The organism is Xanthomonas sp. DAR 35659 (assembly GCF_041242975.1).
Taxonomy (GTDB): Bacteria; Pseudomonadota; Gammaproteobacteria; order Xanthomonadales; family Xanthomonadaceae; genus Xanthomonas_A; species Xanthomonas_A medicagonis.
On sequence record NZ_CP162488.1, the window covers coordinates 1200878 to 1227022 of the forward strand.

Sequence of the window (26145 nt, forward strand, 5' to 3'; positions counted from 1 at the left end):
CCGCGCGGATCGCGGAGAACGCGTTTACGTCGCCGATTCCACGGGCCCCCGCCCTGATGCCGTCCTGGCCGTGAACGTTGAACTTATGACACGGCCGCGACAAAAGCAAAGTCGCGACCGGGTGCACGGTTTGCGTTCAGCCGGCGGCGACCACGCCGAAGGCCTCGCGCGCCGCGGCCAGCGTGGCCTGCAGCACGCCTTCGTCGTGCGCGCTGGACAGGAAGCCGGCCTCGTAGGCCGACGGCGCCAGGAACACGCCGCGCTCCAGCATCGCGTGGAAGAAGCGGTTGAACGCGGCGATGTCGCAGGCCGTGGCCTGGGCGTAGGTCTCGACCTTCTCGGTGGTGAAGAACAGCCCGAACATCGCGCCCACCTGGTTGGTGGTCACCGCCACGCCGGCGTCGGCCGCGGCCTGCTCCAGTCCGGCGCACAGCGCGGCGGTGGCCGCGTCCAGGCGCTGGTGGAAGCCCGGCGCCTGCACCAGTTCCAGCATCGCCAGGCCGGCGGCCATCGCCACCGGATTGCCGCTGAGCGTGCCGGCCTGGTAGATCGGCCCGGACGGGGCGATTTGCCGCATCAGCTCGGCGCGGCCGCCGTAGGCGCCGACCGGCATGCCGCCGCCGATGATCTTGCCGAAGGTGGTCAGGTCCGGCACCACGCCGTAGTGCGCCTGCGCGCCACCCAGCGCGACGCGGAAGCCGGTCATCACCTCGTCGAAGATCAGAAGCGCACCGTGCCGCGTGCACAGCGCACGCAGGTGCTGCAGATAGCCGTCGCGCGGCGGGATGCAATTGGCGTTGCCGACCACCGGTTCGATGATGACCGCGGCGATCTCGCTGCCGATCTCGTCGAACAGCGCGGTGGCGCCGTCGAAGTCGTTGTAGCTGAGCGTGGCGGTGAGTTCGCTCAGGCCCGCTGGCACGCCCGGCGAGGTCGGCACGCCCAGGGTCAGCATGCCGCTGCCGGCCTTGACCAGGAACGAGTCGCCGTGGCCGTGGTAGCAGCCTTCGAACTTGACGATGCGGCTGCGCCCGGTGGCGCCGCGCGCCAGGCGCACCGCCGACAGGGTGGCTTCGGTTCCGGAATTGACCATGCGCACCATCTCGCACGAGGGCACCAGGCGGGTGATGGTGTCGGCCATCGTCACCTCGGCCGGGCACGGCGCGCCGAACGACAGGCCGTCGCCGATCGCGCGCTGCACCGCCTCGCGCACCGCCGGGTGGTTGTGCCCGGCGATCATCGGACCCCACGAGCCGACGTAGTCGATGTAGCGGTTGCCGTCCACGTCGTACAGGTAGGGGCCGTCGGCGCGCTGCACGAAGAACGGCTCGCCGCCCACCGATTTGAAGGCGCGGACCGGCGAGTTGACGCCGCCGGGGATCAGCGATTGCGCCTGGGCGAAGAGGGCGTGCGAGCGGGCATGGTGCATGGGCGGGAATCCTTGGCGAGCTGGCCGGGCCGGTGGGCCGGGCGCGGAGCGATGCCGCCTATTGTCGCGGCTGGCGCCTGCGCGTGCCATGGCGCCGCGCTTCGGTTGCGGACCTACCCGCTCGCCAGGCACCTACCCGCCGCGGCCGGCTCCGCCCTGTGATCCGCTGCCTAGTATCGGAACGTCCAGGGGCGCACGGCCCGCTCGCCGACGGGCGAGCGGGCCGTGCGATGGACGGAGGTGCCACAGGGGGCGCGGGGCGCGCCATCGGCCATTGGCGCCGCGCCCGCATTTTTTCGTTGGGTGGCCAACGATTCTATTTTCGGGGAGAGAGCATGCACCGTACGATCCGCAGGAGCGCCTTGGCGCTCGCGTTGGCGCTTGCCGCCGGCACTGGCCATGCGCAGTCCACCACCGGCAGCATCGTCGGCAGCGTGCCGCCCGGTACCGGCGAGAGCAGCGTGCTGATCACCAACACCAGCGGCTTCAGCCGCGAGGTCAAGGTGGACGAACGCGGCCGCTACGCGCAGGGCAATCTGCCGCTGGGCACCTACACGGTCACGCTCAAGCGCGACGGCCAGGTGGTGGAGACGCGCGACAATGTCAGCCTGGTGGTCGGCGCCGGCACCGAGGTCGCCTTCGGCGGCCCGGCGCAGACGCTGGATGCGGTCAACGTGGTGGCCGGCAACGTGGCCAGGATCGACGTGGCCAGCGTCGACAGCCGCACCGTGATCACCGCCGAGCAATTGGCGGTGCTGCCGCTGGGACGCAGCGCCGAGGCCATCGCCTTGCTGGCGCCGGGCGTGGTCGCCAACAGCGGCGGCTACGACAACGGCCCGCTCGGCGGTTCGCTGGCCAGCTTCGGCGGCTCTGCGGCGAGCGAGAACGCCTACTACCTCAACGGCTTCAACACCACCGACCCGGCCAGCAGCCTGGGCGGGCTGACCCTGCCGTATGGCGCGATCGACCAGCAGGAAATCTTCACCGGCGGCTATGGCGCGCAATACGGCCGTTCCAACGGCGGCGTGATCAGCCAGGTCGGCAAGCGCGGCAGTAACGACTGGCACTTCGGCGCGGCGGTGATCTGGCAGCCGGACAGCCTCAGCGCCCGGCAGAGCGACCTGTATTTCCGCAAGGACAGCGTGTACTGGGATCCGAACAACGCCAAGTACACCGCCGGCAACTACATGCCGTTGAGTGAGACCACGGCCGACCAGACCACCTACAGCGCCTATCTCGGCGGCCCGCTGGTGCAGGACCGGCTGTTCTTCTTCCTGGCGTTGGAGCAGGTCGATTCCAGCGGGACGCGCGTCGCCGACGCGCGTGTCACCTCCGGCGGCATTTCCGGCTCGCCGTGGACCCGCTACGACTACAAGCAGACCCGCGCCTACGCCAAGATCGACTGGCAGATCAGCGACAACCACCTGCTCGAAGTCACCGGCGCGCAGGACAAGGCGCGCACCAACGGCAATATCTACGGCTACGACTACGTCAATCGCGAGGTCGGCAGCTACCGGGGCCGCGAAGGCAAGAACGAGTTCGGCCCGACCCTGTTCCTGGGCAAGTACACCGGCTATTTCGGCGACAACCTCACCTTGACCGCGCTTTACGGCAAGGAGCGCCTGCCCGACAGACTCACCGCGATCGGCTACGACGCCGGCAACGGCCCGTTCCTCAACAGCATCGCCAACCAGAATCCGGCCTATACCGGCGGCACCACGATCGGCAACGCGCAGACGGTGGTCTCGATCACCGATCCGGACCGCGAATACAAGAAGGACAACCTGCGCCTGAATCTCAACTGGCGCCTCGGCGACCACAGCATCGATGTCGGCATCGACAACCAGAAGAGCGAGGCGATCAAGATCGGCTCGTACAAGTCCGGCCCCGGCTATGCCTGGACCTACGGCTATACCCCGGACCCGTACGGCCTGAACAGCGGCGGCCAGGTCAGCCGCTCGGTGGCCGAGGACGGCAGCGTCGGCGTACCCAGCCCCGGGCTGGCCGATCCCACCTACGGCAGCACCGGCTACTACGTCACCCAGGACATCGACACCAATCTGTATTCCTACGACGCCAAGCAGACCGCGTATTACGTCGAAGACCATTGGCAAGCCACCGAGAAACTGCTGCTCTCGCTCGGCGTGCGCAACGACAGCTTCACCAACTACACCCCGTTCGGCCAGGCCTACATCGAGCTGAAGAACCAGTGGGCGCCGCGGCTGGGTTTCAGCTGGGACGTCCACGGCGATTCCAGCCTGAAGGTGTACGGCAACATCGGCCGCTACTACCTCGGCCTGCCGCTGTCGCCGGCCGGCCTGTTCACGCCCGCGGTATCGACCAGCACGTACTACACGTACAGCGGCATCAACGCCGACGGCACGCCGATCCTGGCCACGCAACTGGCGCCGCCGGTGTCGGCCAACTCACGCTTCGGCCGCCTCGCCGACGTGCGTACCGCGGTGGCCGAGGACATCAAGGGCGAGAACCAGGACGAGTTGATCCTCGGCTTCACCACCGTGTTGCCGAACGACTGGGTGTTCGGCGTGCGCGGCACCCATCGCCGGCTCAACGACGGCATCGACGACACCAACCTCGACAACTCCAACGCTGGCCTGGTGGCCGCGGCGGCGGCGGCGGGCGTGGACATCGACTGGACCAAGAACGCCAGCGCGGCGCTGGTCAATCCGGGCAAGACCAACACGTACCGGGTGATCGGCACCGACGGCCAGGTGCATGCCCTGACCGTGACCCGCGAGCAGGGCGGCTACCCCGCATTCAAACGCCGCTATTCGGCGCTGGAATTCAACCTGGAACGCCCGTTCGACGGTCGCTGGTACACCAAGATGAGCTACGTGTGGTCGCACAGCTACGGCACCACGGAAGGCCAGCTGCGGTCGGACCTGTGGCGCACCGGCGGCGCGCTGGGCAGCTACCGGGGCCAGGCGGCGACCTCGACCACGCAGAGCTGGGACCACGCTGCGCTGATGGAGCACTTCAACGGCAACCAGTCCAACGACCGCCGCCACCAGCTCAAGGCGTACGGTTTCTACCAGTTGAACGAGGAATGGGGGGCTTCCGGCAATCTGAGCCTGATTTCCGGCGCGCCACGCCCATGCCTGGGCTATTACTACGGCAGCAACTACGGCGCCGGCGATCGCGACCCGGCCGGCTATGCCAATCCCAGCATCACCGGCGGCACGTACCATTTCTGCTACAACCCGGCCACCGGCACCGGCGAGCCGGCGCCGCCGGGATCGCACGGCAATCTCAGCTGGGTGGCGCAGCTCGATCTCGGCGTGACCTACAAGCCGACGTTCGCCGAAGGCAAATTGGCGCTGAGCCTGGACGTGTTCAACGTCACCAACCGGCAGACGGTGACCAACGTCTATCCGTTTTCCGAATTGAACCCGGGCGAAGTCAATCCGCTATGGAACCAGGCGGTGGCCTACCAGCCGCCGCGCTCGGCACGGGTGACGCTGAGCTACGATTTCTGAGGGCTTAGTCCCTCTCCCTCGGGAGAGGGGTTGGGGTGAGGGTCCGGCGCGAAAGCGACGCGCGGTGTTCAGTGCACGAAGCCTCGCAGCAAGGACACTCCGCCAGCAGCAGATTCGATCGCCGCGCCGTCACCCGGCCTCAGTCGAAGCAGGCGCCGTACGCAGCCAGCGCCGCGCGTGGATCGGCCGCATCGAACACGCCGCTGATCACCGCCAGCAGGTCGGCACCGGCGGCGACCAGGGGGCGGGCGTTGTCGGGCGTGAGGCCGCCGATCGCAACGCGCGGCAGGCCCAACACCGCCGCGTCGCGCAGCAGGCCAGGGTTGGCGCGGCGCGTGGTGACCTTGCTGCGCGTGGGGAAGAATGCGCCGAAGGCGACGTAGCTGGCGCCGGCCGCGGCGGCGGCGCGGGCCAGCGCGAGGTCGTCGTAGCACGAGGCGCCGATCAGCGCGTTCGGGCCGAGCGCGGCGCGGGCGGCGGCCAGGTCGCCATCGTCCTCGCCCAAGTGCACGCCGGCGGCGCCGACCGCCTGCGCCAGCGCCACGTCGTCGTTGACGATCAGCGGCACCCCGGCCTGCACGCACAGCGCCTGCAGCGCCGTGGCTTGCGCATGCCGTTGCGCCGGGTCGGCGAGCTTGTTGCGGTACTGCAGCCAGGTCACACCCTGATCCAGCAGCGGCGCCACGCGCGCCAGCAGGCGCGCGCCATCGGCTTCGTCGGGGGTGATCAGGTACACGCCGCGCGGCGCCGGGGATGCGTTCATGGAGGAGCCTTCCGGTGCGTGGGCGGCGATGGGACAATGCCGGTCCGCCCGACTGTGACCTGCGATTATCCAATGAGCGACGCCACCGCCACCACCTATCGCACCTGGATGTGCGTCGTCTGCGGGTTCATCTACAACGAGGCCGACGGCCTGCCGGAAGAAGGCATCGCCCCGGGCACGCGCTGGGAAGATGTGCCCGAGACCTGGACCTGCCCGGATTGCGGCGTGACCAAGGACGATTTCGAGATGGTCGAGATGGAGTGAGGCAAGCGGCGACGCCGTGCCGCCGATCGAGGACGCGCGCTGTCCTCCGCCGTCTGATGGCGAGCAAAGGCAGTAAATGCTGTGTTGTGACCATGCGCGCGAGTCGCTGTGGCTGGAGCGCGGCCACCGCGATCGTTAGCCAGCGACGACGGGATGCCGGGCGGGACCCTCGCGCTGCGTTCGCCTGCGCCGAGTCCGTTCGTCGCCGGCGGCGATTTCGAGATGGAAGCCCGCAGAGGCTGACTTGTCGAGGCGGTGAAGCGCCGTGCTTCATCGCGTTGCGAATCGCTCCTGCGCAGAATGGGGCCAGGATGGGATCGACGATGCAGAGGGCCAGGCGGTGACCAAGGCGATCGATTGTGTGTCCGGTGTCTGGCATCGGCGTCCTCCCGCGCACGAAGCGGCGATCGCGCAGCTGGAGCGCACGCTGGCGCTGGCGTTTCCGCCCGACTACCGGGCCTTCCTGCGCTGGTCCAACGGCGGCGAGGGCAGGGTCGGGACCGCGTACTTTTCCTTCTGGCCGGTGGAGGACATCCGTGCGCGGAACGTCTCGGCCGGCATCGCCAAGTCCCTGTCCGCGCGCTTCGTGGGCATCGGTTCCAATGGTGGCGGCGAGTGCTACGCGCTCGATTACACCGCCGGTGCGGCGTCGCCGGTGTTCAGCGTGGTGCCGCTGGGCGACCTGGACCCTGCCAGCGTGTTCGCCATTGCGCCAACGCTGAGCGACGCCTTGGAGAAGGCGCGATGCGGCGCGTTCAGCGATGCCGAGTACAACGCGAACGCATCCGGGCCGTTGACCGAGCAGATGCGTGCGTTACAGGCGAAAAATGTCCTGTTGAAGGCAGAGGCTTGCTGGCAGGCGAAGGATTACGGCGGCTACCTGGCGTGGATGCGCCGGCCTGGCGTCGAACCGACGCCAGTGTCGATGAAGCGGATGGAGATCGCGAGAAAACAGGTGGCGGCTTCGAATGGAATGCCATAGCCGCGTGTGCGGCACCGCGTTGGTGCCGTCGTGCTGCGCTATGCGACAGCTTGTCCATGGACCAGGGAGGATGCCGTGATCGAATGGTGGGTGGGGCCGCGCAGCAGGAAGGAGGTGTCGTTCGCATTCGACGCCTCGGCGGCGGGAAGTTTCCTGGCGATGTTGCGCGATGCCCGGGCGAACGGAAGCAGCGGCTCGATCGAGGCGATGCGGGTGCGCCATGGCGAGGGCAGTGCCTCGTCGATCGAAGTGGAGCGCGTGCGCGACGAGGCCGAGGAATGCATCGTCCTGAAGCGCGGCGTGAGGCTGCGTCTGGCCGACGATGCCCTGGACTATGCGATCTTCAAACTGGCGGCGTTCGTGGAAGAAGGCTGCTTTTCTCCAGCGGAATACTGCGCCCTGCCGTCTCCCGACAGAGGCGACGTGCAGGTGTATTTCGTGGGTCAGGGCGAGGGTGCATCCATCTGAGCGGCGGATCGCATCGCTGCCAGCGATGATGGGCGGGGGCGGTCGCCAAACGCCTTCTTGCCTCTGTCCAGGCGATGCCACTTTTTTGAGGGCGGCTTCGGGTTATCTCTAGTACCTCCAAAACGCTACCCAAACAGTTGCAGGTGATTGATGCACGCAGCGCGCGATTCTCGGAATCGAGAGGCTATTGGAGGTTCCCTCCAGTCGCGATAGGCGTTACCGGTGGAGCTCGTCGCGACTGAAGTCGCTCCCACACTGACTTCCCCAAGCGAATGGAGCGGCTGGACGGCGTGCAGACCCGGGTGATCGGCTAGGCATGAGCGCGGGCAGCGCGGCGCGTTACCTGCGCACCAACGCGCTTGTTCAGGACGAGAGCCCAGCGATATCGGTGCATCACGCGAGCAGAACGAGCACGCCGCTGCCCCCGATTCCCCACTCCCAGCCTCAATGCATCCGCTGCCCGCGCGCACTCAGCTCCACCAGGCGTTCGCGGATCGGCAGCACATCGCTGGCTTCCGGATTGAGTTGCAGGTAGCGGCCCAGGTCGCGGCGCGCGCCGGGCACGTAGTCCATCTGCAGATAGGCCATGCCGCGGTCGCGCAGGGCTTCGGGCTGGTCCGGCATCAGCTTGAGCACGCGGTCGGCGCTGCGCGCGGCACGGTCCCATTCGTCGCGCTCGGCATAGACGCCGTGCAGGTTGCGCAGCACCCGGGTCAGGATCGCGCGGTGCGGCGCCGGGTCCAGGATCTGCAGCAGGGCGCGATCGTCCGGGGTCTCGCCGCCCAGGTGCGGACGCGCGCGTTCGCGTAACTCTTCCACCGCCAGCGGGCGGCCGCCGTTGAACGGGTCCATCACCAGCAGGCCGTCGTCCACCGGCAGGCGCACCAGGAAGTGCCCAGGGAAGGACACGCCGTCGAGCGGGATGTCCAGCCGCCGCGCCACTTCCATCTGCACCAGCGCCAGCGAGATCGGGTTGCCCAGGCGCCGCTCGAACACCTGGTTCATGTAGCTGTTGCGCGGGTCGTAGTACTCGTCGTGGTTGCCGGTGTAACCGAGTTCCTCGAACAGGTGGCGATTGATCGCGGCCATCTTCAGCGGCCACGGTTCGATCGTCGCCACCTCGTGGCGCAGGTGCTCGGCGTGGTTCTGCGCCAGCGCGTCGTAGTGGTCGGCATCCAGTTCCGGATACTCGTCGCGCGCGATCAGCAGGGCCGTGGCCAGCAGCGGCAGCGCGTCGTCGTCCAGCGCGGCCAGGGTGTTCCAGTTCGGCAGTGTCAGTCGCTCGACCATGCGCCAAGACTGGCCGCAAAGTGCGACGCGATCAAGTCCGGGGGTTCCCGACAGCGGTGTCGGGTTCAGCGCGATGGCAGCGTCGGATTTTTCCGACGCCGGGGCGGCTCAGCGACCCTTTGGAATGCCTGGGCCGAAGGTCAGTTCGGCGCCGTCCTTCAACTTGAGCTGCGCGGCCTGGCCGGCGTTGAGCTCCAGCACGTACAGCGCCGGCGCATTGCTGGGATACGGCGGGCAGGCGTTGCCGGCCGAGCACGGCGGCACGTCGCGCTGCTGCGTCACCAGCTTGCGCTTGCTGTCGAAGTACAGGATGTCCAGCGCGATCTTGGTGTTCTTCATCCAGTACGCCTGCGGTTCCTCGCGGTCGTGGATGAACAGCATGCCGTGGTCGGGGTCCATCTGGTCGCGGAACATCAGCCCGCGCGCGCGGGTCGCGTCGTCCTTGGCCAGTTCCACCTGGTAGCGGTGGCCGGCCAGTTCCACCCAGGTACCGCCGGCGCTGGCGCAGCCGCTGAGGGTCAGCAGGACGAGGACGAACAGGGCGCGGAACAGGGACATGGCGGTGCCGGGGCAGGGGATCAGCGCGCACCTTGTTGCATGGTGCGCGGCGAGTCAAGAGTGCGGGGATTGGGGCGTCGGGATTGGGGATTCGTAAAAGCGGGGAGCTGGGACTGAGCGGCTCCTGCTCTTGCGAATCCCCAATCCCGACTCCCCAATCCTGGCGCGCGCAGCGCGCTAAAGGACGCGCGGCGGCTCGCCGCCGACGATGACCACGTCGGCCGGGCGGCGCGCGAACAGGCCGACGCAGACCACGCCGGGGATCTGGTTCAGTTCGCGCTCCAGCGCCACCGGGTCGGTGATGGAGAGGTGGTGCACGTCCAGCACCACGTTGCCGTTGTCGGTGATCACGCCGTCGCGCCACACCGGCTGGCCGCCGGTGCGCGCCAGGATCTCGCGCGCGACCAGGCTGCGCGCCATCGGGATCACCTCGATCGGCAGCGGGAACGCGCCCAGGGTCTGCACCTGCTTGCTCGGGTCGACGATGCAGATGAAGCGCTCGCTGGCCTCGGCGATGATCTTCTCGCGGGTCAGCGCGGCGCCACCGCCCTTGATCAGGCACTTGTTCGGGTCGCACTCGTCGGCGCCGTCCACGTACAGCGACAGGTTGCCGGTGTGGTTCAGCTCCAGCACCTCGATGCCGTGCTGGCGCAGCCGCGCGGTGCTCTGCTCGGAGCTGGACACCGCGCCCTTGATGCGGTGGCCGATACGGCCCAGCGCGTCGATGAAGAAGGCGACGGTGGAGCCGGTGCCGACGCCGACGATCATGCCGTCCTGGACGTAATCGATGGCTTTCTCGGCGGCAAGGCGTTTGGCTTCTGACATGGGAAACGCTCGGGAGTGGGGATTCGGGATTGGGGAATCGTGACAAGCGGCGGACGGGTGGGCGGGAGGCGAATCCCCAATCCCCAATCCCGGCTATTCGAGCGCCAGCAGCAGCTTCCACTGCGCGGCGCTGACCGGGAACACCGACAGGCGGTTGCCGCGCGCGACCAGCGGGAAGCCCTCGCCGAGCGCCTCGGCGTGCTGCTTGATCTCGTCCAGCGCGATGGTGCGCGCGAGCTTGCGCTCGAAGGCCACGTCCACCAGGTACCAGCGCGGCTGTTCGCGCGTCGCCTTGGGGTCGTGGTAGTCGGAGCCGGGATCGAACTGGGTGGCGTCCGGGTACGCCGCGCTGGCCACCGTGGCGGTGCCGACGATGCCCGGCACCTTGCAGTTGGAGTGGTAGAACAGGATGCCGTCGCCGACCTTCATGCCGTCGCGCATGAAGTTGCGCGCCTGGTAGTTGCGCACGCCGTTCCAGGGTTCGGTGCCGACCCGCTGCAGGTCGTCGATCGAGAACGCGTCCGGTTCGGACTTCATCAGCCAGTAGCGCTTGCGTGCGGTCATGCGGGGGTGTCGGTCGCGGTCAGAAGAGTGAGGGAGTCGGTGCAGACCGCGTCCAGCGCCACGTCCCAGGCGGCGACCGGCAATGCGTCGACCTGCTGCGCGTCGAACGCGGCGCCGACCAGCCAGGGCGGCGGCGCCTGCCGCTGGCGGAACGCGAAGCTGCGATCATACCAGCCGCCTCCCATGCCCAGGCGGCCGCCGCCGGCGTCGAAGCCGACCAGCGGCGCCACCACCAGCGCCATCTGCTCCGGCGCCAGCGTGGCCTCGGCGGCGACCTCCGGCTCGGGGATGCCGTAGCGGTTGGCGACCAGTGGCTGCCCCGGACGCCACGGCGCGAAGCGCAGGGTCTTGCCGCTGAGCACCGGCAGGCAGTACTGCACGTCGGCCGGCAGGCTCAGTTGCCAGCGATGCAGGGCGATCTCCCCGTCCATCGCCCAATAGCCGGCGACGTGGCCGTGCTGCGGCGCGAACGGCAGGTCCAGCAGCCGCTGCGCCAGCGCATCGGCGGCGGCCAGACGCGCTGGCGCGGAGAGTGCGCGCCGGCGCGCGCGCAGTTGCTGGCGCAGGGAGTCGCGGTCGTCGGCAGTCATTGGGCAGGCGATAGGGAGATGCCGCTATTGTCGGTGCCGGCGCGCGCACTGGCTACTGGCGCCTGCCGACGCGACGCGGCGTCAGGCGTAGATCGCCACCGTCTGCCGCCCGGACAGCACCAGCCGGCCGGCTTCATCCCAGATCTGCATGTCCTGCAACGAGTAGCCGTCCTCGGCGTGGCGGCTGGCCGAATGCATCAGGAACCAGTCGCCAGCGCTGGCCGGCTGGGGGAAGTCCAGGGTCCAGGTCATCGAGCTGACCGGCGCCGGCGCGCTGAAGGCGGTCATCGCCGCGGGCGGCAGGCAGTCGCCGAGCGCGACCAGGGCCACGCTGGGGTCCACGCCGCGGGCGTCGCGATGGCGCGCCCACACCAGCAGCTCCGGGTCGCTGGCGGCGGACACCGGCAGCGACCCGCCGGCCAGGCGCATTTCGAAATTGGCGAAGAACGCCGGGGTGAACTCGGTGGCGGCGATCGGCGCGGCGGCCTCGGGCCCGCCCACCGTTGGCCGGGCCGGCATGAAGTCGTGGGCGATGCGGCTGGGCCGCGGCTGCGCGAACAGCAGCGCCGCACGCAAGGCGGCCTGGCCGTCGGCCAGGCAATCGACCGCGACCGAGGTGGCGGACTTGCCCTGGCGCAGCACCTGCGCCTCGAAGCGCAGGGTGGCGTCGGCCGGGCCGACGAACCAGATGTGCGCCGACTTCAGCGGCGGCAGCGCCGACGGTGCCGTGCGCAGCGCGGTCTGCAGCGCCAACGCGGCGGACAGGCCGCCGAAGGCGGTGCGGCCCTGCCGCCAGCTGGCGGGCACGTCGAAGCCGGCGGCGGGATCGAAGCGGTCGATGAGGTGGGTGAGCGTCGACAATGCGCGATCTCCGTGGCGGGGGCGCCAGTATCCCGGGTTTCACGCGGCACGAGAACGGGTGGCGCCTGCGCCGCGGCCCACGGTTGCCGGAATCGCGGACGCACAAAAGGAAACGGCGCCTTGCGGCGCCGTTTCCTGGAACAATTGCATTCTCCGCCGTGACGATGCGTGCGAAACGACCTTGAACCCGGGGTTCAAGTGGGATGGCTGGGGAACCATCGGGCTTCCCGCTACGAGGCGGACCTGCACACCCGATTCCGTCGCCACCCCGTGGTCGTCATTAAGGGACAAGGCGAATGTTTGCACACGCTGTCGTTCACAGCAGAGAACGCGAGTGGAGTATAGCGCCGTCGTCGCGCTTGGCTAGTCCGTTCGTCGGTCGCGCGGTACGGCGCAATTCACGTTGATGATCGAATTGCTATGCGCGCCTCAGCGCGTCGTATCGACCACGCCGTCGAGGCGACGATTGAGATCGGCCAGTGTGCGCGCGATCTCGGTATCGCGCCGCGTCTGCTCGTCGCGCAGCTGTTGCAGTTCGTGCGCCAGGTTCAGCGCCGCCAGCACCGCGACCCGGTCCACCGCGGCCATGCGGTTGCTGCCGCGCACCTCGCGCATCTTCGCGTCGAGCAGGCGCGCGGCGGCGACCAGGCTGTCGCGTTCCTCCGCTTCGACGCCGACGGTGTACTCGCGATCGAGGATGCGGACGCTGACCGGTTCGCTCACGTGTGCTGCTCCAACGATTTGAGCCGGGCGATCATCGCTTCCACCCGCGAACGCGCCTGCTCGTTCTTGGTGAGCAGTTGCGAGCGCTCGCCGATCAGCTGTTCCTGCTGCTGGCGCAGGCTGCGGTTCTCGTCGGCCAGGCGCTGGCAGCGCTCGACCAGCGTTTCCACGCGGGCGCCGAGGGCGCGCAGCTGGGCGAGGGTGTCGGGGGTGTCCATGGCGCTCACGATAGGCATGCGCCAGAGCGGCGGTCAAGACGCCGCGCGGCGGCGCGATGGCCGCCGCTCAGGCGGGTAGCCGCAGCGGCTGCCGCAGCAGTTGCAGGAAGGCTTCCGGTTCCAGCGCCGGCGCCACCAGGTGGCCCTGGATCTCGTCGCAGCCGTGTTCGCGCAGGAACGCCAGTTGCCCAGGCTGTTCCACGCCCTCGGCGACCACCTTCAGCGCCAGCGAGTGGCCCATCGCGATGATGGTGCTGGTGATCGCCTCGTCGTCCGGATCGCGGGTCAGGTCGCCGATGAACTCCTGATCGATCTTCAAGGTATTGATCGGCAAGCGCTTCAGGTAGGCCAGCGACGAATAGCCGGTGCCGAAGTCGTCGATCGCCAGCGTCAGGCCCAGCGCGCGGCAGGCGTGCAGGGTGGCCGCGTTCTTGCCAACCTGCGACATCACCACGCTCTCGGTCAGCTCCAGCTCGACGTTGCCGGCCGGGACCCCGGTCTCGGCCAGGATCCGTTGCATCAGCGCCGGCAGGTCGCCGCGCTCGAGCTGGATCGCCGACACGTTGACCGACATGCACAGGTCGGTCAGGCCCAGCGCGCGCCAGTCGCGCAGGGTGGAGCAGGCCTGGCGCAGCACCCATTCGCCGATCTCCAGGATCAGCCCGCTCTCCTCGGCCAGCGGAATGAACTGGCTCGGCGAGACCGGACCGAAATCGGCGCTGTGCCAGCGCAGCAGCGCCTCCACGCCGACCACGCGTTGCGTATGCAGCGAATAGCGCGGCTGGTAGACCAGCTTGAGTTCCTGGTCGAGCGGGATCTTGCGCAGGGTGCTGGCCAGCGTGGCGCGGTGGCGGGTGGCTTCGTCCATCCGCGCCGAATACACCTGGATGTTGCGGCGGCCGGCGGCCTTGGCCTGGTACATCGCGGTGTCGGCGTGCTTGAGCAGTTCGCTGGGCAGCAACGCGTGCTGCGGGAACAGCGAGATGCCGATGGATGGGGAGATCGCCACTTCGCGGCGGTCGTCCAGCCGCAGCGGCGCGTCGAAGGCGGTCAGCACGCGTGCGGCGACCGCTTCGGCCTCGACCTGATCGGCGACGTCCTCCACGACGACGGTGAATTCGTCGCCGGCCAGGCGCGCGACCGTGTGCTGCGGGCCCACCGCCTGCTGCAGGCGTTCGGCGACCGCGCGCAGCACGCGGTCGCCGGTGGCGTGGCCGAGCGAATCGTTGATGTCCTTGAACCGGTCCAGGTCCAGGAACAGCACCGCCACCGAACTGCCCTGGCGCCGCGCCCGCACGATCGCCCGCGCCAGCCGCTCGGACAGCAGCGCGCGGTTGGGCAGGCTGGTCAGCGTGTCGTAGTTGGCCAGGTAGCGCAGTTCCTGCTCGGCGCGTTTCTGGTCGGTGATGTCTTCCAGCACCACCACGTAGAAGCTGTGGCGGCCGTCGGCGTCGACCAGGGTATTGCGGCGCACCAGGCACAGGATCTCCTGGCCGTCCTTGCGCCGCTTCCAGGCTTCGCCGCGCCAGTGCCGGCCGTGCTCGAACGCGGACGGGGCGGAGGCGTCCGGCGCGTGGTCGAGCAGCGTCATCGGCTGGCCCAGCACTTCGCGCTCGCTGTAGCCGGTGATGCGGGTGAAGGCCGGATTGACCGAAATGAAGCGGCCCTCCTCGTCCAGCACCGCGACCGCCTCGCTCATGCTGCGCAGCACTTCGCCGGCGATGCGCCGCTCCAGGTCGGCCTGGCGGTGCGAGCTGATGTCGCGCGCGCTGCCGGCGAGCCGGCGCGGCCTGCCGTCGGCGCCGTACTCGACCACGCGCCCGCGGACCCGCGCCCACAGCCACACGCCGTCGCCGACCAGGTCCACGCGATACTCGTCCGTGTAGACCGGCGTCAGCCCCTGCAGGTGCTCGCGCAGCGTGCGCTCGGCCCGCGGCACGTCGTCGGGGTGGATGCGCAGCGGCTCGTGCTCGCGGGTCACCATCGCGATCTCCCGCGCGTGCGGCGCGGCGTCGTCCACGCGCATCCGGCGCAGCGTGCGCTGCTGCAGGTCGTAGTCCCAGAAGTGCTCGCCGGACGCCCACAACGCCAGTTTCAGGTGATGGTCGCGCTGCTGCAGTTGCTGCTGGCGCTGCACCTGCTGGCGCATGCGCCGCCGCCACTGCCGCGCCTGCAGCGCGATCACCAGCGCGGCCACGGCCAGGACCGCGGCGGCCGCCGCCCAGCCCCACCGCCAGTCGCTGCCGGCATACCGCGTGATGGCCGCAGCGACGTGCTCGATCGACATGATGGACGGGGCTTCGAACGAGAAAGGGTGGTGGAGTGTAGGCGCCGGTCGGAAGCCTCCACAAGCAGCGTGACGCATGCGGATTGCTACACTGCGCAGTCCCGCTCCAGCGCCGCGCCCCCGACCGGCGGCCGGCGCCCAACAGGCCTTGCGTCCATGACCGAACTTCCCACCGCCGACGACATCAACCGCGCCAGCCAGCAACTGGGCCTGGCCGCGTCGGCGGCCGAACTCCACGGCGCCCTGTGCGGCTGGCTGGCCGGCGGCGGTGCCGCCCTGGCGGCCTGGCCGTCGGCGGTGCTGGCCGACGCCGGCATCGCCGCGCCGCGTCAGGGCGATGCGCTGGACCGCCTGCGCGAGGCCACCGCCGCGCAGCTGGAGGACCGCGATTTCGCCTTCGACCTGGTGCTGGCCGATGCCGGCGCGGCGCTGTCCGAGCGGGCCGATGGCCTGTTCGAGTGGTGCCGCGGCTTCCTCGGCGGCTTCGGCCTGGCCGCCGGCGCCACGCCGCCGTTGTCCGAGGAGGGCGCCGAGGCGCTGCAGGACCTGGCGCGGCTGGCGCAGGCCAGCGCCGAGGATTTCGACAGCGCCGACGAGGACGAGGATGCGCTGGCCGAGATCGAGGAATTCGTGCGTGTGGCGGTGCTGCTGCTGCACAGCGATTGCGTGCTCGGCCCGCGCCACCGGCAACGCCTGAACTGATGAAACGGCTGACCGGGATCGGCACCGCCGAGTACGCGCGCCGGCGCAGGCGCTTGATGGACATGGCCGGTGAGCACGCCATCCTGGTGCTGCCCAGCGCGCCGGAGCGGGTGCGCAGCCACGACACCCATTACCCGTACCGGCAGGATTCGGACTTCTGGTACCTGAGCGGTTTCCCCGAGCCGGAGGCGGTGCTGGTGCTGGTGCCGGGCCGCAAGCACGGCGAGGCGCTGCTGTTCTGCCGCGAGCGCGATCCCGAACGCGAGGCCTGGGACGGCCCGCGCGCCGGCCAGGAGGGCGCGGTCGAACGCTACGGCATGGACGATGCGTATCCGATCGAGGATCTCGACGAGATCCTGCCCGGCCTGCTGGAAGGCCGTTCGCGGGTGTACTACCACTTCGGTCGCGACGTCGATTTCGATCTGAAGCTGATCGGCTGGGTCAAGCGCGTGCGCGAGCAGGTGCGGCATGGCGCGCAGCCGCCGCACGAGTTCCTGGAGCTGGGCCACCTGTTGCACGAGCAACGCCTGTTCAAGTCGCGCGACGAGGTCGCGCTGATGCAGGTGGCGGCCGATCTCAGCGTGGCCGGGCACCGCGCGGCGATGCGGCTGGCGCGCGCGGGCCTGCACGAGTACCAGTTACAGGCCGAGATCGAGCGCGAGTTCCGCGCCGGCGACGCCTGGCCGGCCTACGGCAGCATCGTCGGCGCCGGCGCCAATGCCTGCGTGCTGCACTATCGCGCCAATGCCGCGCGCCTGCGCGAGGGCGAGCTGGTGCTGGTCGATGCCGGCGCCGAGTACCGCGGCTATGCCGCCGACATCACCCGCACCTTCCCGGTGAATGGGCGCTTCAGCGCCGAACAGCGCGCCCTGCACGACCTGGTCGGCGCCGCGCACGCGGCGGCGCTGGCGCAGGCGCGGCCGGGCGTGGCCTACGAGGCCGGCCACCTGGCTGCGGTGCAGACCCTGACCGAAGGCCTGCTGCGCCTGGGGTTGCTCAAGGGCTCGCTGCAACAGAACGTCGCCGACGGCCACTACCGGCGCTTCTACCGGCACAAGACCGGGCACTGGCTGGGCCTGGACGTGCACGACGTCGGCGACTATAAGTTGGCCGGTGCCTCGCGCCTGCTGGAGCCGGGCATGGTATTCACCATCGAGCCGGGGCTGTACGTGGCGCCGGACGACAAGCAGGTCGAGGCGAAGTGGCGCGGCATCGGCATCCGCACCGAGGACGACGTGCTGATCACCGACGACGGCCACCGGGTGCTCACCGACGCGCTGGCGCGCAGCGCCGAGCAGATCGAGGCGGAGATGGCCGCGCGCTGACCGCGCTTGCCCGCCCGCCGTGCCTTGCACATAGTGTGCGGGTATCAGGGGGAATCATCTTGAAGATCATTGTGTCGGGGCTGCTCGCGGCAGCGGTGTGGCTTTCACCCAGCGCGGGCGCGGCGCCGCAGGCGCAAGATGCGGCGCCTGCGCCTGCGCCAGCGCCGATAGGCGTTGCGGGCAGCGTTCCCAGCATGGCGCTGGCCGATCTGGAGACGCTGTTGTCGGTTCGCTCCGTGCCTGCGGCCCGGGAGCAGTTGTTGGCGCAGTTGGTGGCCCTGGCCGGCAAGGGCGATGGCGCGTCGGCCTTCTACCTCGGCGTGCTGTACCGCCATGGCGATGCGCATCCGGCGCATTTGGTGGAGCGCGACCTGGATACCGCGCGCTATTGGCTGGAGAAATGCCTCGGCATGACGCGATGTCCGTTGCTGGCGCTGGCCTCGTTGGCGGAGCTGGAGCTGTCGGCGCATAACCCGAAGCCGGCGATGCAGTGGGCGCAGGCGTGGATCGCATTGGATCGCGAGCTCGCCGCGCGCGAGCGCGAGATCCAGGGCCGCACGCTCCGGCCCAGCCAACTCAATCGCGATACCGCCTATCATGCCTATCTGTTGGAACGGTGCTACGCCGCCATGCCGTCAGGCGACCGCGACGCGGTCGGCCTGGCCTGGTTCAACGAACTCCGGCGGCAGCGCGGCAAGATGCTGGATCGCATGCTGTTCGCGCAGATCGACGCGCTGCAGGCGCAGGGCGCGGACGAGGACGCTGGGCTGGCGCCACGCGCCGAGAACCAGCGGCGCAAGACCGTGCGCGACAGTCCGATGGACTTGCCGGTCACCCCGGCATTGACCCTGTTCCTGCTCCGTGGCAACCCGCAAGGCGGGCGTCCGGAATCGTCGCTGGTGATCGAGGCATTGCCATCGCCGAGCGCGGCGCGCGGACTCGAGGCGTTGGCGCGCGATTTCAAGACCGCGCCTTATCCCGCTGCGGCAGGGCAGCGGCGCTACGACACGGTGCCCATGAGCTTCAACCGCGGTCCCTATGCGTTGACCGGCAAGTAGGGACGTCGGCCCGGAGGCCGCCGCAGCGCACACAGGGCGTGGCCCGGATATTCGGGGCCGCCGCCGCTGCAGGCCCTCTCGCGCTCACTGCCGCGCACCCGCGCGCGCGGCGTCGCGCTGCGCGCGCCAGGCCGCCAGCCGTTCCTGCATGCCGATCACGAACACGAAGAACGCCGGCACGAAGAACACCGCCAGCACGGTGCCGCTGACCATGCCGCCGAACACGCCGGTGCCGATCGCGTGCTGGGTCTCGGCGCTGGCGCCGGAGGCCAGCATCAGCGGCACCACGCCCAGCGCGAACGCCAACGAGGTCATCAGGATCGGGCGCAGGCGCAGCCGCGCCGCATGCACCGCCGCTTCCGCCAGGCTCTGTCCCTCGGCGCGCAGTTGCCGGGCGAACTCCACGATCAGGATCGCGTTCTTGGCCGACAGGCCGATGATGGTGATCATGCCGACCTTGAAGAACACGTCGTTCGGCAAGCCGCGCAGCATGACCGCCGCCACCGCGCCGAGCAGCCCGAGCGGCACCACCAGCATCACCGACAGCGGGATGCTCCAGCTTTCGTACAGCGCCGCCAGCACCAGGAACACCACCAACGCCGACAGCAGCGCCAGCATCGGCGCCTGCGCCGCGGTCTGGCGTTCCTGCAGCGACTGCCCGGTCCAGGCCACGGCGAAGCCCGGCGGCAGCTGCGCCGCCAGGCGCTCCATCTCCGCCATCGCCGCGCCGCTGGAGATGCCGGGCGCCGCGCCGCCGGCGATGCGCACGGCGGGGAAGCCCTGGAAGCGCATCAACTGTTGCGGCGAGTCGATCCAGGCCGGCGCCACCACGTCGCGCAGCGGCAGCATGCCGCCGGAGGCGGTGCGCATGCGCAGGCCCAGCACGTCGTCCAGTTGCATGCGCGCCGGCGCGTCGGCCTGCACGATCACCTGCTGCATGCGACCGCCATTGGGGAAGTCGTTGACGTACAGCGAGCCCATCGCCGCGGACAGGGTCGCGCTGACCGTGCCGAATGACAGCCCCATCGCCTCGGCCCGTTCCCGATCGATCCGCAGTTCGATGCTCTTGCCTGGCGGCATGCCGTCGGCATAGACGTCACTGAGCAGCGGGCTGCGCGCGGCCAGCGCCAGCAGCCGCGCCTGCGCGGCCAGCAGCGCCGCGTCGCCGCGGTTGCCGCGGTCCTGCAGGAACAGGGTGAAGCCCGACGACGTGCCCAGTTCGTCGATCGCCGGCGGCATCAGGCTCATCACCGTGCCTTCGGCGGTGTCGGCCATCGCCTGCTGCGCCAGCGCCGCCTCCTGCGCCGCGGTGGCGCCGTCGCGCGCGTCCCAGTCCTTGAGCATGGTGAAGGCCATCGCCGCGTTCGGTCCGGCGCCGGCGAAGCTGAAGCCCTGGATGACCATGTTCGAGGCCAGCGCCGGGCGCGTGGCCACGTGCGCCTCGAAGGCCTTCACCACCTCCAGCGTGCGTTCGCTGGTGGCGCCGACCGGCAACTGGATCGAGGTCATGAAATAGCCCTGGTCCTCTTCCGGAAGGAACGAGGACGGCAACTGCCGCGCCGCGAACGCCAGTGCGACACAGATCAGGCAGAACGCCGCCATCATCCGCCCGCTGCGCCGCACCAGGCGCGCCACGCGCGCCGCGTAGCCGCCGGTGAGGCGTTCGAAGTGGCGATTGAAGGCGCCGAAGACGCCGCGCTTGGCGTGGTGGCCCGGCGGCAGCGGACGCAGCAGCGTCGCGCACAGCGCCGGGGTCAGGGTCAGTGCCAGGAACGCCGAGAACAGGATCGCCACCGCCATCGACAGGGTGAACTGCCTGTAGATCACGCCGACCGATCCGGCCGCGAACGCCATCGGGATGAACACCGCGGTCAGCACCAGGGTGATGCCGACCACCGCGCCGGTGATCTCGCGCATCGCCTTGGCGGTGGCCGCGCGCGGCGACAGCCCTTCGCCGGCCATCAGCCGCTCGACGTTCTCCACCACCACGATGGCGTCGTCGACGATGATGCCGATCGCCAGCACCATGCCGAACATGGTCAGCACGTTGATCGAGAACCCGGCCAGCAGCATCACCGCGAAGGTGCCGAGCAGCGCGATCGGCGCGACGATGGCCGGGATCAGCGTGTAGCGCACGTTCTGCAGGAACAGGTACATCACCAGGAACACCAGCAGCATCGCTTCGAGCAGGGTGTGGATCACCTTCTCGATGGAGATCTTCACGAACGGCGCGGTGTTGAACGGGATGGAGTAGGTCATCCCGGCCGGCATCCCGGCGGCCAGTTCCTGCAGCCGCTCCTGCACCGCCTGCGCGGTGCGCACGGCGTTGGCGCCGGGCGAGAGCTGGATGGCGGCGCTGGTCGCCGCGGTGCCGTTCTCGCGGTTGGAGAAGGCGTAGGACTGCGCGCCGAGTGCCACCCGCGCCACGTCGCCGAGCACGATCCTGGCGCCGTCGGGGCTGGCGCGCAGCACGATCGCGGCGAACTGTTCCGGCGTGGACAGCTGCCCGGCGACCGTCAGCGGCACGGTCAGGCGTTGTCCGGGCACGGTCGGCTCGTCGCCGATCCGGCCCGGCGCGATCTGCGCGTTCTGCTGTTCGATCGCCTGGGTCAGGTCGCTCAGCGCCAGCCCGTAGGCGGTCAGCTTGTCCGGGTCGACCCACACGCGCATCGCCTGTTCGGCGCCGAACAGCTGCACGCGGCCGACGCCGTCGATCCGGCGCAGTTCCTGCACGATGGTGCGCGCCATGTAGTCGTTGAGCGCGACCTCGTCGTAGCGGCCGTCGGGCGAGGTCAGGCCGACCAGCATCAGGAAGCCGGAGGCGGCCGATTCCACCTGCAGGCCGCTCTGCCGCACCGCCTGCGGCAGTCGCGGCTCCACCGCCTTGATCCGGTTCTGCACGTCGACCTGCGCCAGCTCCGGATCGGTGCCCGGCTTGAAGGTCGCGGTGATCTGCGCGGTGCCGGAGGTGTCCACCGAGGATTCGAAGTAGAGCAGGTTCTTGACCCCGGCCAGCTCGCGTTCGACCAGTCCGACCACCGAGTCGTTCAACGTCTGCGGGGTGGCGCCCGGGTAGCTCGCGTAGAGCGTCACCGATGGCGGCGCCACCGAGGGATAGCGCGCGACCGGCAGCCGCGCGATGGCGAGGGTGCCGAACAGCACGATGAACAGCGCGATCACCCAGGCGAACACCGGGCGCTCGATGAAGAACTGGGGCATGCCGGCGTCCTCCGCTCAGTGCGCGCGTGCGGTGGGGGCGGCGGCGGGATCGCGCCAGGGGCGGGCACTCACGGCGATGCCGGCGCTCAGGCGTTCGATTCCCTCGACGACCACCTGCTGGCCCGCATGCAGCCCGGATGCGATCCGGTAGCGGCGCTCGACCAGTTCGCCCAGCTCCACCGAGGCGCTGCGCGCGCGCCCGCGCGCATCGATCACCCAGACGTAGGCCTGCGCGCCGATTCGGGTGACCGCCTGCTGGGGAACGCTGAGCGCCTGCGCATAGGTGGCGCGCGGCACCCGCGCTCTGGCGTACATCCCGGGCAACAGGCGCCGCTGCGGGTTGTCGACCAGGATGCGCAGCAGCACGTCGCCGGTGCTGGCGTCGACCGTGCTGCCGGAGAACAGCACGCGCCCGTCGAGCCCGGAGGGCCGCCCGTCGCGGTCGAGCAGTTGCGCGCGCAGGCCGTCGGCGTCGGCTGCCGGCGCATGCGCCGCCTCGCCGGCGCGGTCCAGCGCGCGCGCCGGCTGGCGCACATCGAGGTAGACCTGGTCGATCTGCTGCACCACCGCCATCGGCGCGCTGTCGCTGGGCGAGACCAGCGCGCCTTCGGTGAGCAGGGCCTGGTCGATGCGACCGGAGATCGGCGCATCGACCGTGGCGAAGGCCAGGTCCAGGCGCCGCCGCGACAGCGTCGCGCGCGCTTCGGCGACGTCGGCCGCGGCCTGTTCGCGTTGCGCCAGCGCGTCGTCGTAGGTCTGCCGGCTGACCAGGTCCGCGTGCACCAGGCGTTCCAGCCGCGCGGCCTGCGTGCTGGCGCGCGCCAGCGCGGCCTGCGCGCGTTGCAGCGCGGCCGCCGTGGTGTCGACGTCGGCCTTGAACGGGGCCGGATTGATCTGGAACAGCGCCGCGCCACGCGTCACTTCGGCGCCCTGCTCGAAGAAGCGCCGTTGCACGATGCCGCCGACCTGCGGCCGAATCTGCGCGCTGCGCAGCGCGGAGATGCGCCCCGGCAGATCCACGCTGACGGCGAACGGCTGCGGGCGCAGGGTCAGCACGGTGACCTGCGGGGGTGTCGGCACGGCCAGGTCCTGTTCGCCGCTGCCGCAGCCGGCCACGGCCAGTGCCGTCAGGCCGGCCATCGCCAGAGTTCGGTACCGCTGTCGCATGCACATGCCTCACGAGCCTCGATGGTGTCGCCGTACCGCATGCGCGGCCGGAGTACGCAGCGAGGAAGCGTGACAGCCGCGCGTTGCGGCGCGTTCGATGCAGTGTGGAGATATGATGGAGACCCGTCGGCCACTCGGCGCCCACGCAGTCGTTCCCGCGTCTCCATGTCCGCCATTGCCTCCGCCGCCCCCGCGGTGCCGGCGACCGCCGCGCTGGTCCTGATCGCCGAGGACGAGCGCGAGATCGCCGACATCCTCGCCGCGTATCTCGCCCGCAGCGGATTGCGCACGGCCTATGCCGCCGACGGGGACGCCGCGCTGGCCATGCACCACAGCCTGGATCCGGACCTGGTCCTGCTCGACGTGCAGATGCCCGGTGTGGACGGATGGCAGGTGCTCGCCGAACTGCGCCAGCGTGGGCAGACCCCGGTGATCATGTTGACCGCGCTCGATCACGATCTGGACAAGCTGATGGGCCTGCGCCTGGGCGCCGACGACTACGTGGTGAAGCCGTTCAATCCGGCGGAAGTGGTGGCGCGGGTGCAGGCGGTGCTGCGGCGGCTCCAGGGCGGCGCCGCGCGTGCCGCGCGCGCGCTGCAGGTGGGCGCGTTCCAGTTGGATCTGGACGCGCACGAGGCGAGCGTGCGCGTCGGCGAGCGGCGCCATACGCTGGAACTGACCCTGACCGAATTCAAGCTCCTCAGCCGGTTGATGCGCGCGCCGCGCCGCGTGTTCAGCCGTGCCGAACTGCTGAGCGCCTGCCTGCCCGAGGGCGACAGCCAGGAACGCACGGTGGACAGCCACGTCAGCAAGTTGCGCAAGAAGCTCGAGGCGCTGGGCGTCCAGGGCACGCCGGTCAGCGTGCGCGGCGTCGGCTACCGGTTCGGGCCCGGCCGATGAGCCGCGAGCCCGGACTGCGCCGGCAGATCGTGCTGTCGCTGGGCGTGCTGGCGCTGGGCATCATCCTGCTCTCGGTGGTCGGTTCCTACGTGTTCTACGCGCTGGCCGTGGCGTATCTGCCGGGCAGCATTTCCGAGACCTGGCTGCCCTCGCGCGTGGAACTGGCCTGGATCGTCAGCACCGCGCTGGCCGCGCTGGCGGTGGCGGTGCTGGTGGCGATGCGCCTGTCGCGGCGCATCCTGACCCCGTTGAACTCGGTCGCCCACAGCCTGCGCGAGATCGCCCAGGGCAATCTGCAGGCGCGCGCGGCGATCGACGGGCGGGCGCTGGGCGAGACCGCGCAACTGGTGCGCGACTGCAACACGATGGCCGAGCGCCTGCAGGGCATGACCCGCGAGCGCGAGTTCTGGAACGCCGCCATCGCCCACGAACTGCGCACCCCGGTCACCATCCTGCGCGGGCGCTTGCAGGGGTTGGCGGAAGGCGTGTTCGCGCCGGAGCCGGAGACCTTCCAGGGCCTGCTGCGCCAGGTCGAGGGATTGAGCCGCCTGATCGAGGACCTGCGCGCGCTCAGCCTCAACGACAGCGGCCATCTGGAGCTGCAACTGGCGCCGGTCTTGCTGGAGCAGGAACTGTCGGCGGTGGTCCAGGCCTTCGCGGCCGACCTGGCCGCGCGCGGTATCGCCTTGCAGGTGGAACTGGAGTCGCGGACCTGCGTGGTGTGCGATGCGCTGCGTATCCGCCAGGCCGTGATGGCCCTGCTGCAGAATGCGCTGGCCTACGCCGATCCCGGCACGGTGCGGGTGCATGCGGGCAGCCACGGCGGCATGTGCGAGGTGCGGGTCGAGGACGATGGCCCGGGCATCGAGGCGGCTACCGCGACGCAGGTGTTCGAAGCCTTTCGCCGCGGCGATCCCTCGCGCTCGCGCAAGAGCGGCGGCAGCGGCCTGGGCCTGGCGGTGGTCAAGGCCATTGCCGAAGCGCATGGCGGTACCGCGTCCTGCCGGCCGTCGGGCACCGGCGGCACCATCTTCCTGCTGCGCTGGCCGACGCCGCCGGACGTGCCGCGCGCGGCGCAGGTCTGAGTCCTGGCAGGCTGCGGCCGCCGCGCGCGCTGCGCTCAGGTCGCCGGCGGATGCTCTCCAGCCGCGACCGCGGGTGCCTGCGCGGCGCGCACGACGCGCCACGGCAGCATGCGCGCGAGCACGTCGTCGCGGCGCACCCAGTGATGGAACAGCGCCGCGGCGACATGCAGCGCGACCACCAGCCACGCGATCCATTTGCCGATGAAGTGATGCACGGCGTCGATGGGCGCCTCGAACGCCTCCCAACTGAGCTGGTAGTGCCGGCTGATCCAGCCGAACAGCGCCGTGTCGTTGAATCCGGTCACCCGGAACAGGCCGAAGTCGGTGGCGGCGCCGGTCCCCACGTAGCCGGTCAACGGCATGACGATCAGCAGCGCGTACAGGCCCAAGTGCGCCGCATGCGCGAGGCGGTGCTCCAGCGCCGACCCCGGCGGATCGTCCGGCTGCACGTCCAGCCAGCGCCACAGCAGCCGCGGCAGCACCAGGAAGCCCACCAACAGACCAAGCGCCCAATGGATGTTGAGCACCGGCAAGGACGCGTCGGAGGTGTCGTCCATGCACCAGATGACGTAGTAGACGACCACGTAGGCGCCGATGAACGCGGCGGCGGTGGTCCAATGGAACAGCTTGGCGAGGAAGCCGAAGCGGCTTGCGGTATTGCGCCATTGCATTGCGGGAGCTCCCGGCGGGGGCGGAGACGGTGGTTCAGCGGGCGAGCAGGCTGCCGAGCAGCCGGTCCAGGCCGTCGAGCGCATCGGCCAGGCGCGCCTGCTGGTCGCCCTCCGGTTCGGCGATCCAGAACGAGGCTTCGGTGATGGCGCCATAGAGCATCCGCGCCATCACGCCGGCATGCAGCGGGGCGACCGTGCCTTCGGCGATCAGGGTCTCCAGCGCGGATTGCAGCGCGGCGATGCCCACCGATTGCGCGGCCTGCGGCACGTCGCCGAACACGGCGCGCGCATCCTGCAGGATGATGCGCCGGATCTCCGGTTCCAGCGCCAACTCCAGATAGGTGCGGCAGCGCCGGCGAAAGCCGTCCCACGGCGTCGGCGCCGCATCGGACACGGCCTGCAGGCGGGCGCCGACCTCGACCTCGATCTGTTCGATGACCGCGGTCAGCAGCCCTTCCTTGCCGCCGAAATGATGGTAGAGCGCGCCACGCGTCAGCCCCGCCTCGGCGGTGAAGTCGTCCATCGAGGTGTGCGCGAACCCTTGCGTGGCGAATGCATGCCGCGCCGCGGCCAGCAGCCTGGCGCGGGTGTCCTCGATCATGGCGGTGCGGGAGCGGCGGGGCGGCATGGGAAATCCCATTGACATACGCGGCGTATGTTATTTCATACGCCGCGTATGTCAATGCTGCCGCTAGCGCG

General features: G+C 69.9%; 24 protein-coding genes and 1 other RNA gene. 9 read left to right on the forward strand and 16 right to left on the reverse strand.

Going from position 1 to position 26145, the window contains the following annotated elements; genetic code table 11:
• Window positions 1-136: 136 nt before the first annotated feature.
• The gene (gene hemL, locus AB3X07_RS05110; protein ID WP_369943336.1) at window positions 137-1429 is read right to left on the reverse strand and encodes a glutamate-1-semialdehyde 2,1-aminomutase; all 1293 of its coding nucleotides are present in this window, start codon (window positions 1427-1429) and stop codon (window positions 137-139) included.
• 335 nt (window positions 1430-1764) lie between these two features.
• Here hemL and AB3X07_RS05115 point away from each other — a divergent pair, with 335 nt between their 5' ends.
• Window positions 1765-4926, forward strand: coding sequence for a TonB-dependent receptor (locus AB3X07_RS05115; RefSeq protein WP_369943338.1), 3162 nt, complete (start codon window positions 1765-1767; stop codon window positions 4924-4926).
• 139 nt (window positions 4927-5065) lie between these two features.
• Here AB3X07_RS05115 and thiE read toward each other — a convergent pair whose 3' ends face one another.
• Complete coding sequence (gene thiE / locus AB3X07_RS05120) at window positions 5066-5689, reverse strand: thiamine phosphate synthase (protein ID WP_369943340.1); 624 nt, start codon at window positions 5687-5689, stop codon at window positions 5066-5068.
• 72 nt (window positions 5690-5761) lie between these two features.
• Here thiE and AB3X07_RS05125 point away from each other — a divergent pair, with 72 nt between their 5' ends.
• The 3 genes from AB3X07_RS05125 (at window position 5762) to AB3X07_RS05135 (ending at window position 7403) form a co-directional block, all read left to right on the forward strand.
• Window positions 5762-5953 carry a rubredoxin gene (locus tag AB3X07_RS05125; RefSeq protein WP_369943342.1) on the forward strand — a complete coding sequence of 64 codons (192 nt, stop codon included), beginning with the start codon at window positions 5762-5764 and terminating at the stop codon, window positions 5951-5953.
• 340 nt (window positions 5954-6293) lie between these two features.
• Entirely contained in the window at window positions 6294-6935 is a 642-nt protein-coding gene (locus AB3X07_RS05130) for an SMI1/KNR4 family protein (RefSeq protein WP_369943343.1), read from the forward strand.
• A gap of 75 nt (window positions 6936-7010) precedes the next feature.
• Window positions 7011-7403: a hypothetical protein gene (locus tag AB3X07_RS05135; protein WP_369943345.1), complete on the forward strand. Its 393-nt coding sequence runs from the start codon at window positions 7011-7013 to the stop codon at window positions 7401-7403.
• A 444-nt stretch (window positions 7404-7847) separates the two neighbouring features.
• Here the strand turns inward: AB3X07_RS05135 and AB3X07_RS05140 are convergent, their stop codons facing one another.
• The 10 genes from AB3X07_RS05140 to AB3X07_RS05185 all read right to left on the reverse strand — a co-directional run bounded on the left by AB3X07_RS05140 (window position 7848) and on the right by AB3X07_RS05185 (window position 15319).
• Window positions 7848-8762: a SirB1 family protein gene (locus AB3X07_RS05140; protein WP_369944657.1), complete on the reverse strand. Its 915-nt coding sequence runs from the start codon at window positions 8760-8762 to the stop codon at window positions 7848-7850.
• Between the two features lie 39 nt (window positions 8763-8801).
• On the reverse strand, window positions 8802-9251 hold the full coding sequence (locus AB3X07_RS05145; protein ID WP_369943346.1) for a DUF192 domain-containing protein: 450 nt from the start codon (window positions 9249-9251) through the stop codon (window positions 8802-8804).
• 177 nt (window positions 9252-9428) lie between these two features.
• Entirely contained in the window at window positions 9429-10076 is a 648-nt protein-coding gene (gene rpiA, locus AB3X07_RS05150; protein ID WP_369943348.1) for a ribose-5-phosphate isomerase RpiA, read from the reverse strand.
• Between the two features lie 93 nt (window positions 10077-10169).
• Entirely contained in the window at window positions 10170-10640 is a 471-nt protein-coding gene (locus tag AB3X07_RS05155) for an EVE domain-containing protein (RefSeq protein WP_369943349.1), read from the reverse strand.
• Window positions 10637-11230 carry a 5-formyltetrahydrofolate cyclo-ligase gene (locus tag AB3X07_RS05160; RefSeq protein ID WP_369943351.1) on the reverse strand — a complete coding sequence of 198 codons (594 nt, stop codon included), beginning with the start codon at window positions 11228-11230 and terminating at the stop codon, window positions 10637-10639. Before AB3X07_RS05160 ends, AB3X07_RS05155 begins: the two co-directional genes overlap by 4 nt.
• Window positions 11231-11311: 81 nt before the next feature.
• Window positions 11312-12091 (reverse strand): acyl-CoA thioesterase, encoded by a 780-nt coding sequence (locus tag AB3X07_RS05165; protein WP_369943353.1) that lies wholly within the window; start codon window positions 12089-12091, stop codon window positions 11312-11314.
• A gap of 146 nt (window positions 12092-12237) precedes the next feature.
• Window positions 12238-12422: non-coding RNA, 6S RNA (gene ssrS / locus AB3X07_RS05170), on the reverse strand.
• Between the two features lie 98 nt (window positions 12423-12520).
• Window positions 12521-12814, reverse strand: coding sequence for a cell division protein ZapA (locus AB3X07_RS05175; RefSeq protein WP_369943355.1), 294 nt, complete (start codon window positions 12812-12814; stop codon window positions 12521-12523).
• Complete coding sequence (locus AB3X07_RS05180) at window positions 12811-13032, reverse strand: TIGR02449 family protein (RefSeq protein ID WP_369943357.1); 222 nt, start codon at window positions 13030-13032, stop codon at window positions 12811-12813. Before AB3X07_RS05180 ends, AB3X07_RS05175 begins: the two co-directional genes overlap by 4 nt.
• Window positions 13033-13099: 67 nt before the next feature.
• Window positions 13100-15319 carry a putative bifunctional diguanylate cyclase/phosphodiesterase gene (locus tag AB3X07_RS05185; RefSeq protein WP_369943359.1) on the reverse strand — a complete coding sequence of 740 codons (2220 nt, stop codon included), beginning with the start codon at window positions 15317-15319 and terminating at the stop codon, window positions 13100-13102.
• 156 nt (window positions 15320-15475) lie between these two features.
• Here AB3X07_RS05185 and AB3X07_RS05190 point away from each other — a divergent pair, with 156 nt between their 5' ends.
• The 3 genes from AB3X07_RS05190 to AB3X07_RS05200 all read left to right on the forward strand — a co-directional run bounded on the left by AB3X07_RS05190 (window position 15476) and on the right by AB3X07_RS05200 (window position 18404).
• On the forward strand, window positions 15476-16021 hold the full coding sequence (locus AB3X07_RS05190; protein ID WP_369943361.1) for a YecA family protein: 546 nt from the start codon (window positions 15476-15478) through the stop codon (window positions 16019-16021).
• On the forward strand, window positions 16021-17346 hold the full coding sequence (locus tag AB3X07_RS05195) for an aminopeptidase P N-terminal domain-containing protein (RefSeq protein ID WP_369943363.1): 1326 nt from the start codon (window positions 16021-16023) through the stop codon (window positions 17344-17346). The genes AB3X07_RS05190 and AB3X07_RS05195 overlap by 1 nt, the downstream gene beginning before the upstream one ends.
• A 236-nt stretch (window positions 17347-17582) precedes the next feature.
• Complete coding sequence (locus AB3X07_RS05200; RefSeq protein WP_369943365.1) at window positions 17583-18404, forward strand: hypothetical protein; 822 nt, start codon at window positions 17583-17585, stop codon at window positions 18402-18404.
• 84 nt (window positions 18405-18488) lie between these two features.
• Here AB3X07_RS05200 and AB3X07_RS05205 read toward each other — a convergent pair whose 3' ends face one another.
• Window positions 18489-21623 carry a multidrug efflux RND transporter permease subunit gene (locus AB3X07_RS05205; RefSeq protein ID WP_369943367.1) on the reverse strand — a complete coding sequence of 1045 codons (3135 nt, stop codon included), beginning with the start codon at window positions 21621-21623 and terminating at the stop codon, window positions 18489-18491.
• A gap of 15 nt (window positions 21624-21638) precedes the next feature.
• On the reverse strand, window positions 21639-22790 hold the full coding sequence (locus AB3X07_RS05210) for an efflux RND transporter periplasmic adaptor subunit (protein WP_369943369.1): 1152 nt from the start codon (window positions 22788-22790) through the stop codon (window positions 21639-21641).
• 165 nt (window positions 22791-22955) lie between these two features.
• Between AB3X07_RS05210 and AB3X07_RS05215 the strand changes: the two genes are divergently transcribed.
• Together AB3X07_RS05215 and AB3X07_RS05220 are read left to right on the forward strand one after the other, a co-directional pair.
• Entirely contained in the window at window positions 22956-23690 is a 735-nt protein-coding gene (locus AB3X07_RS05215; RefSeq protein WP_369943371.1) for a response regulator, read from the forward strand.
• Window positions 23687-24775, forward strand: a complete 1089-nt coding sequence (locus tag AB3X07_RS05220; RefSeq protein WP_369943373.1) for an ATP-binding protein — start codon at window positions 23687-23689, stop codon at window positions 24773-24775. Before AB3X07_RS05215 ends, AB3X07_RS05220 begins: the two co-directional genes overlap by 4 nt.
• A gap of 35 nt (window positions 24776-24810) precedes the next feature.
• On the opposite strand, the gene AB3X07_RS05225 is transcribed toward AB3X07_RS05220, so the two are convergent.
• Both AB3X07_RS05225 and AB3X07_RS05230 read right to left on the reverse strand, forming a co-directional pair.
• Window positions 24811-25446, reverse strand: a complete 636-nt coding sequence (locus tag AB3X07_RS05225) for a cytochrome b (protein WP_369943375.1) — start codon at window positions 25444-25446, stop codon at window positions 24811-24813.
• Between the two features lie 34 nt (window positions 25447-25480).
• Window positions 25481-26074, reverse strand: a complete 594-nt coding sequence (locus AB3X07_RS05230; protein WP_369943377.1) for a TetR/AcrR family transcriptional regulator — start codon at window positions 26072-26074, stop codon at window positions 25481-25483.
• Window positions 26075-26145 lie beyond the last annotated feature (71 nt).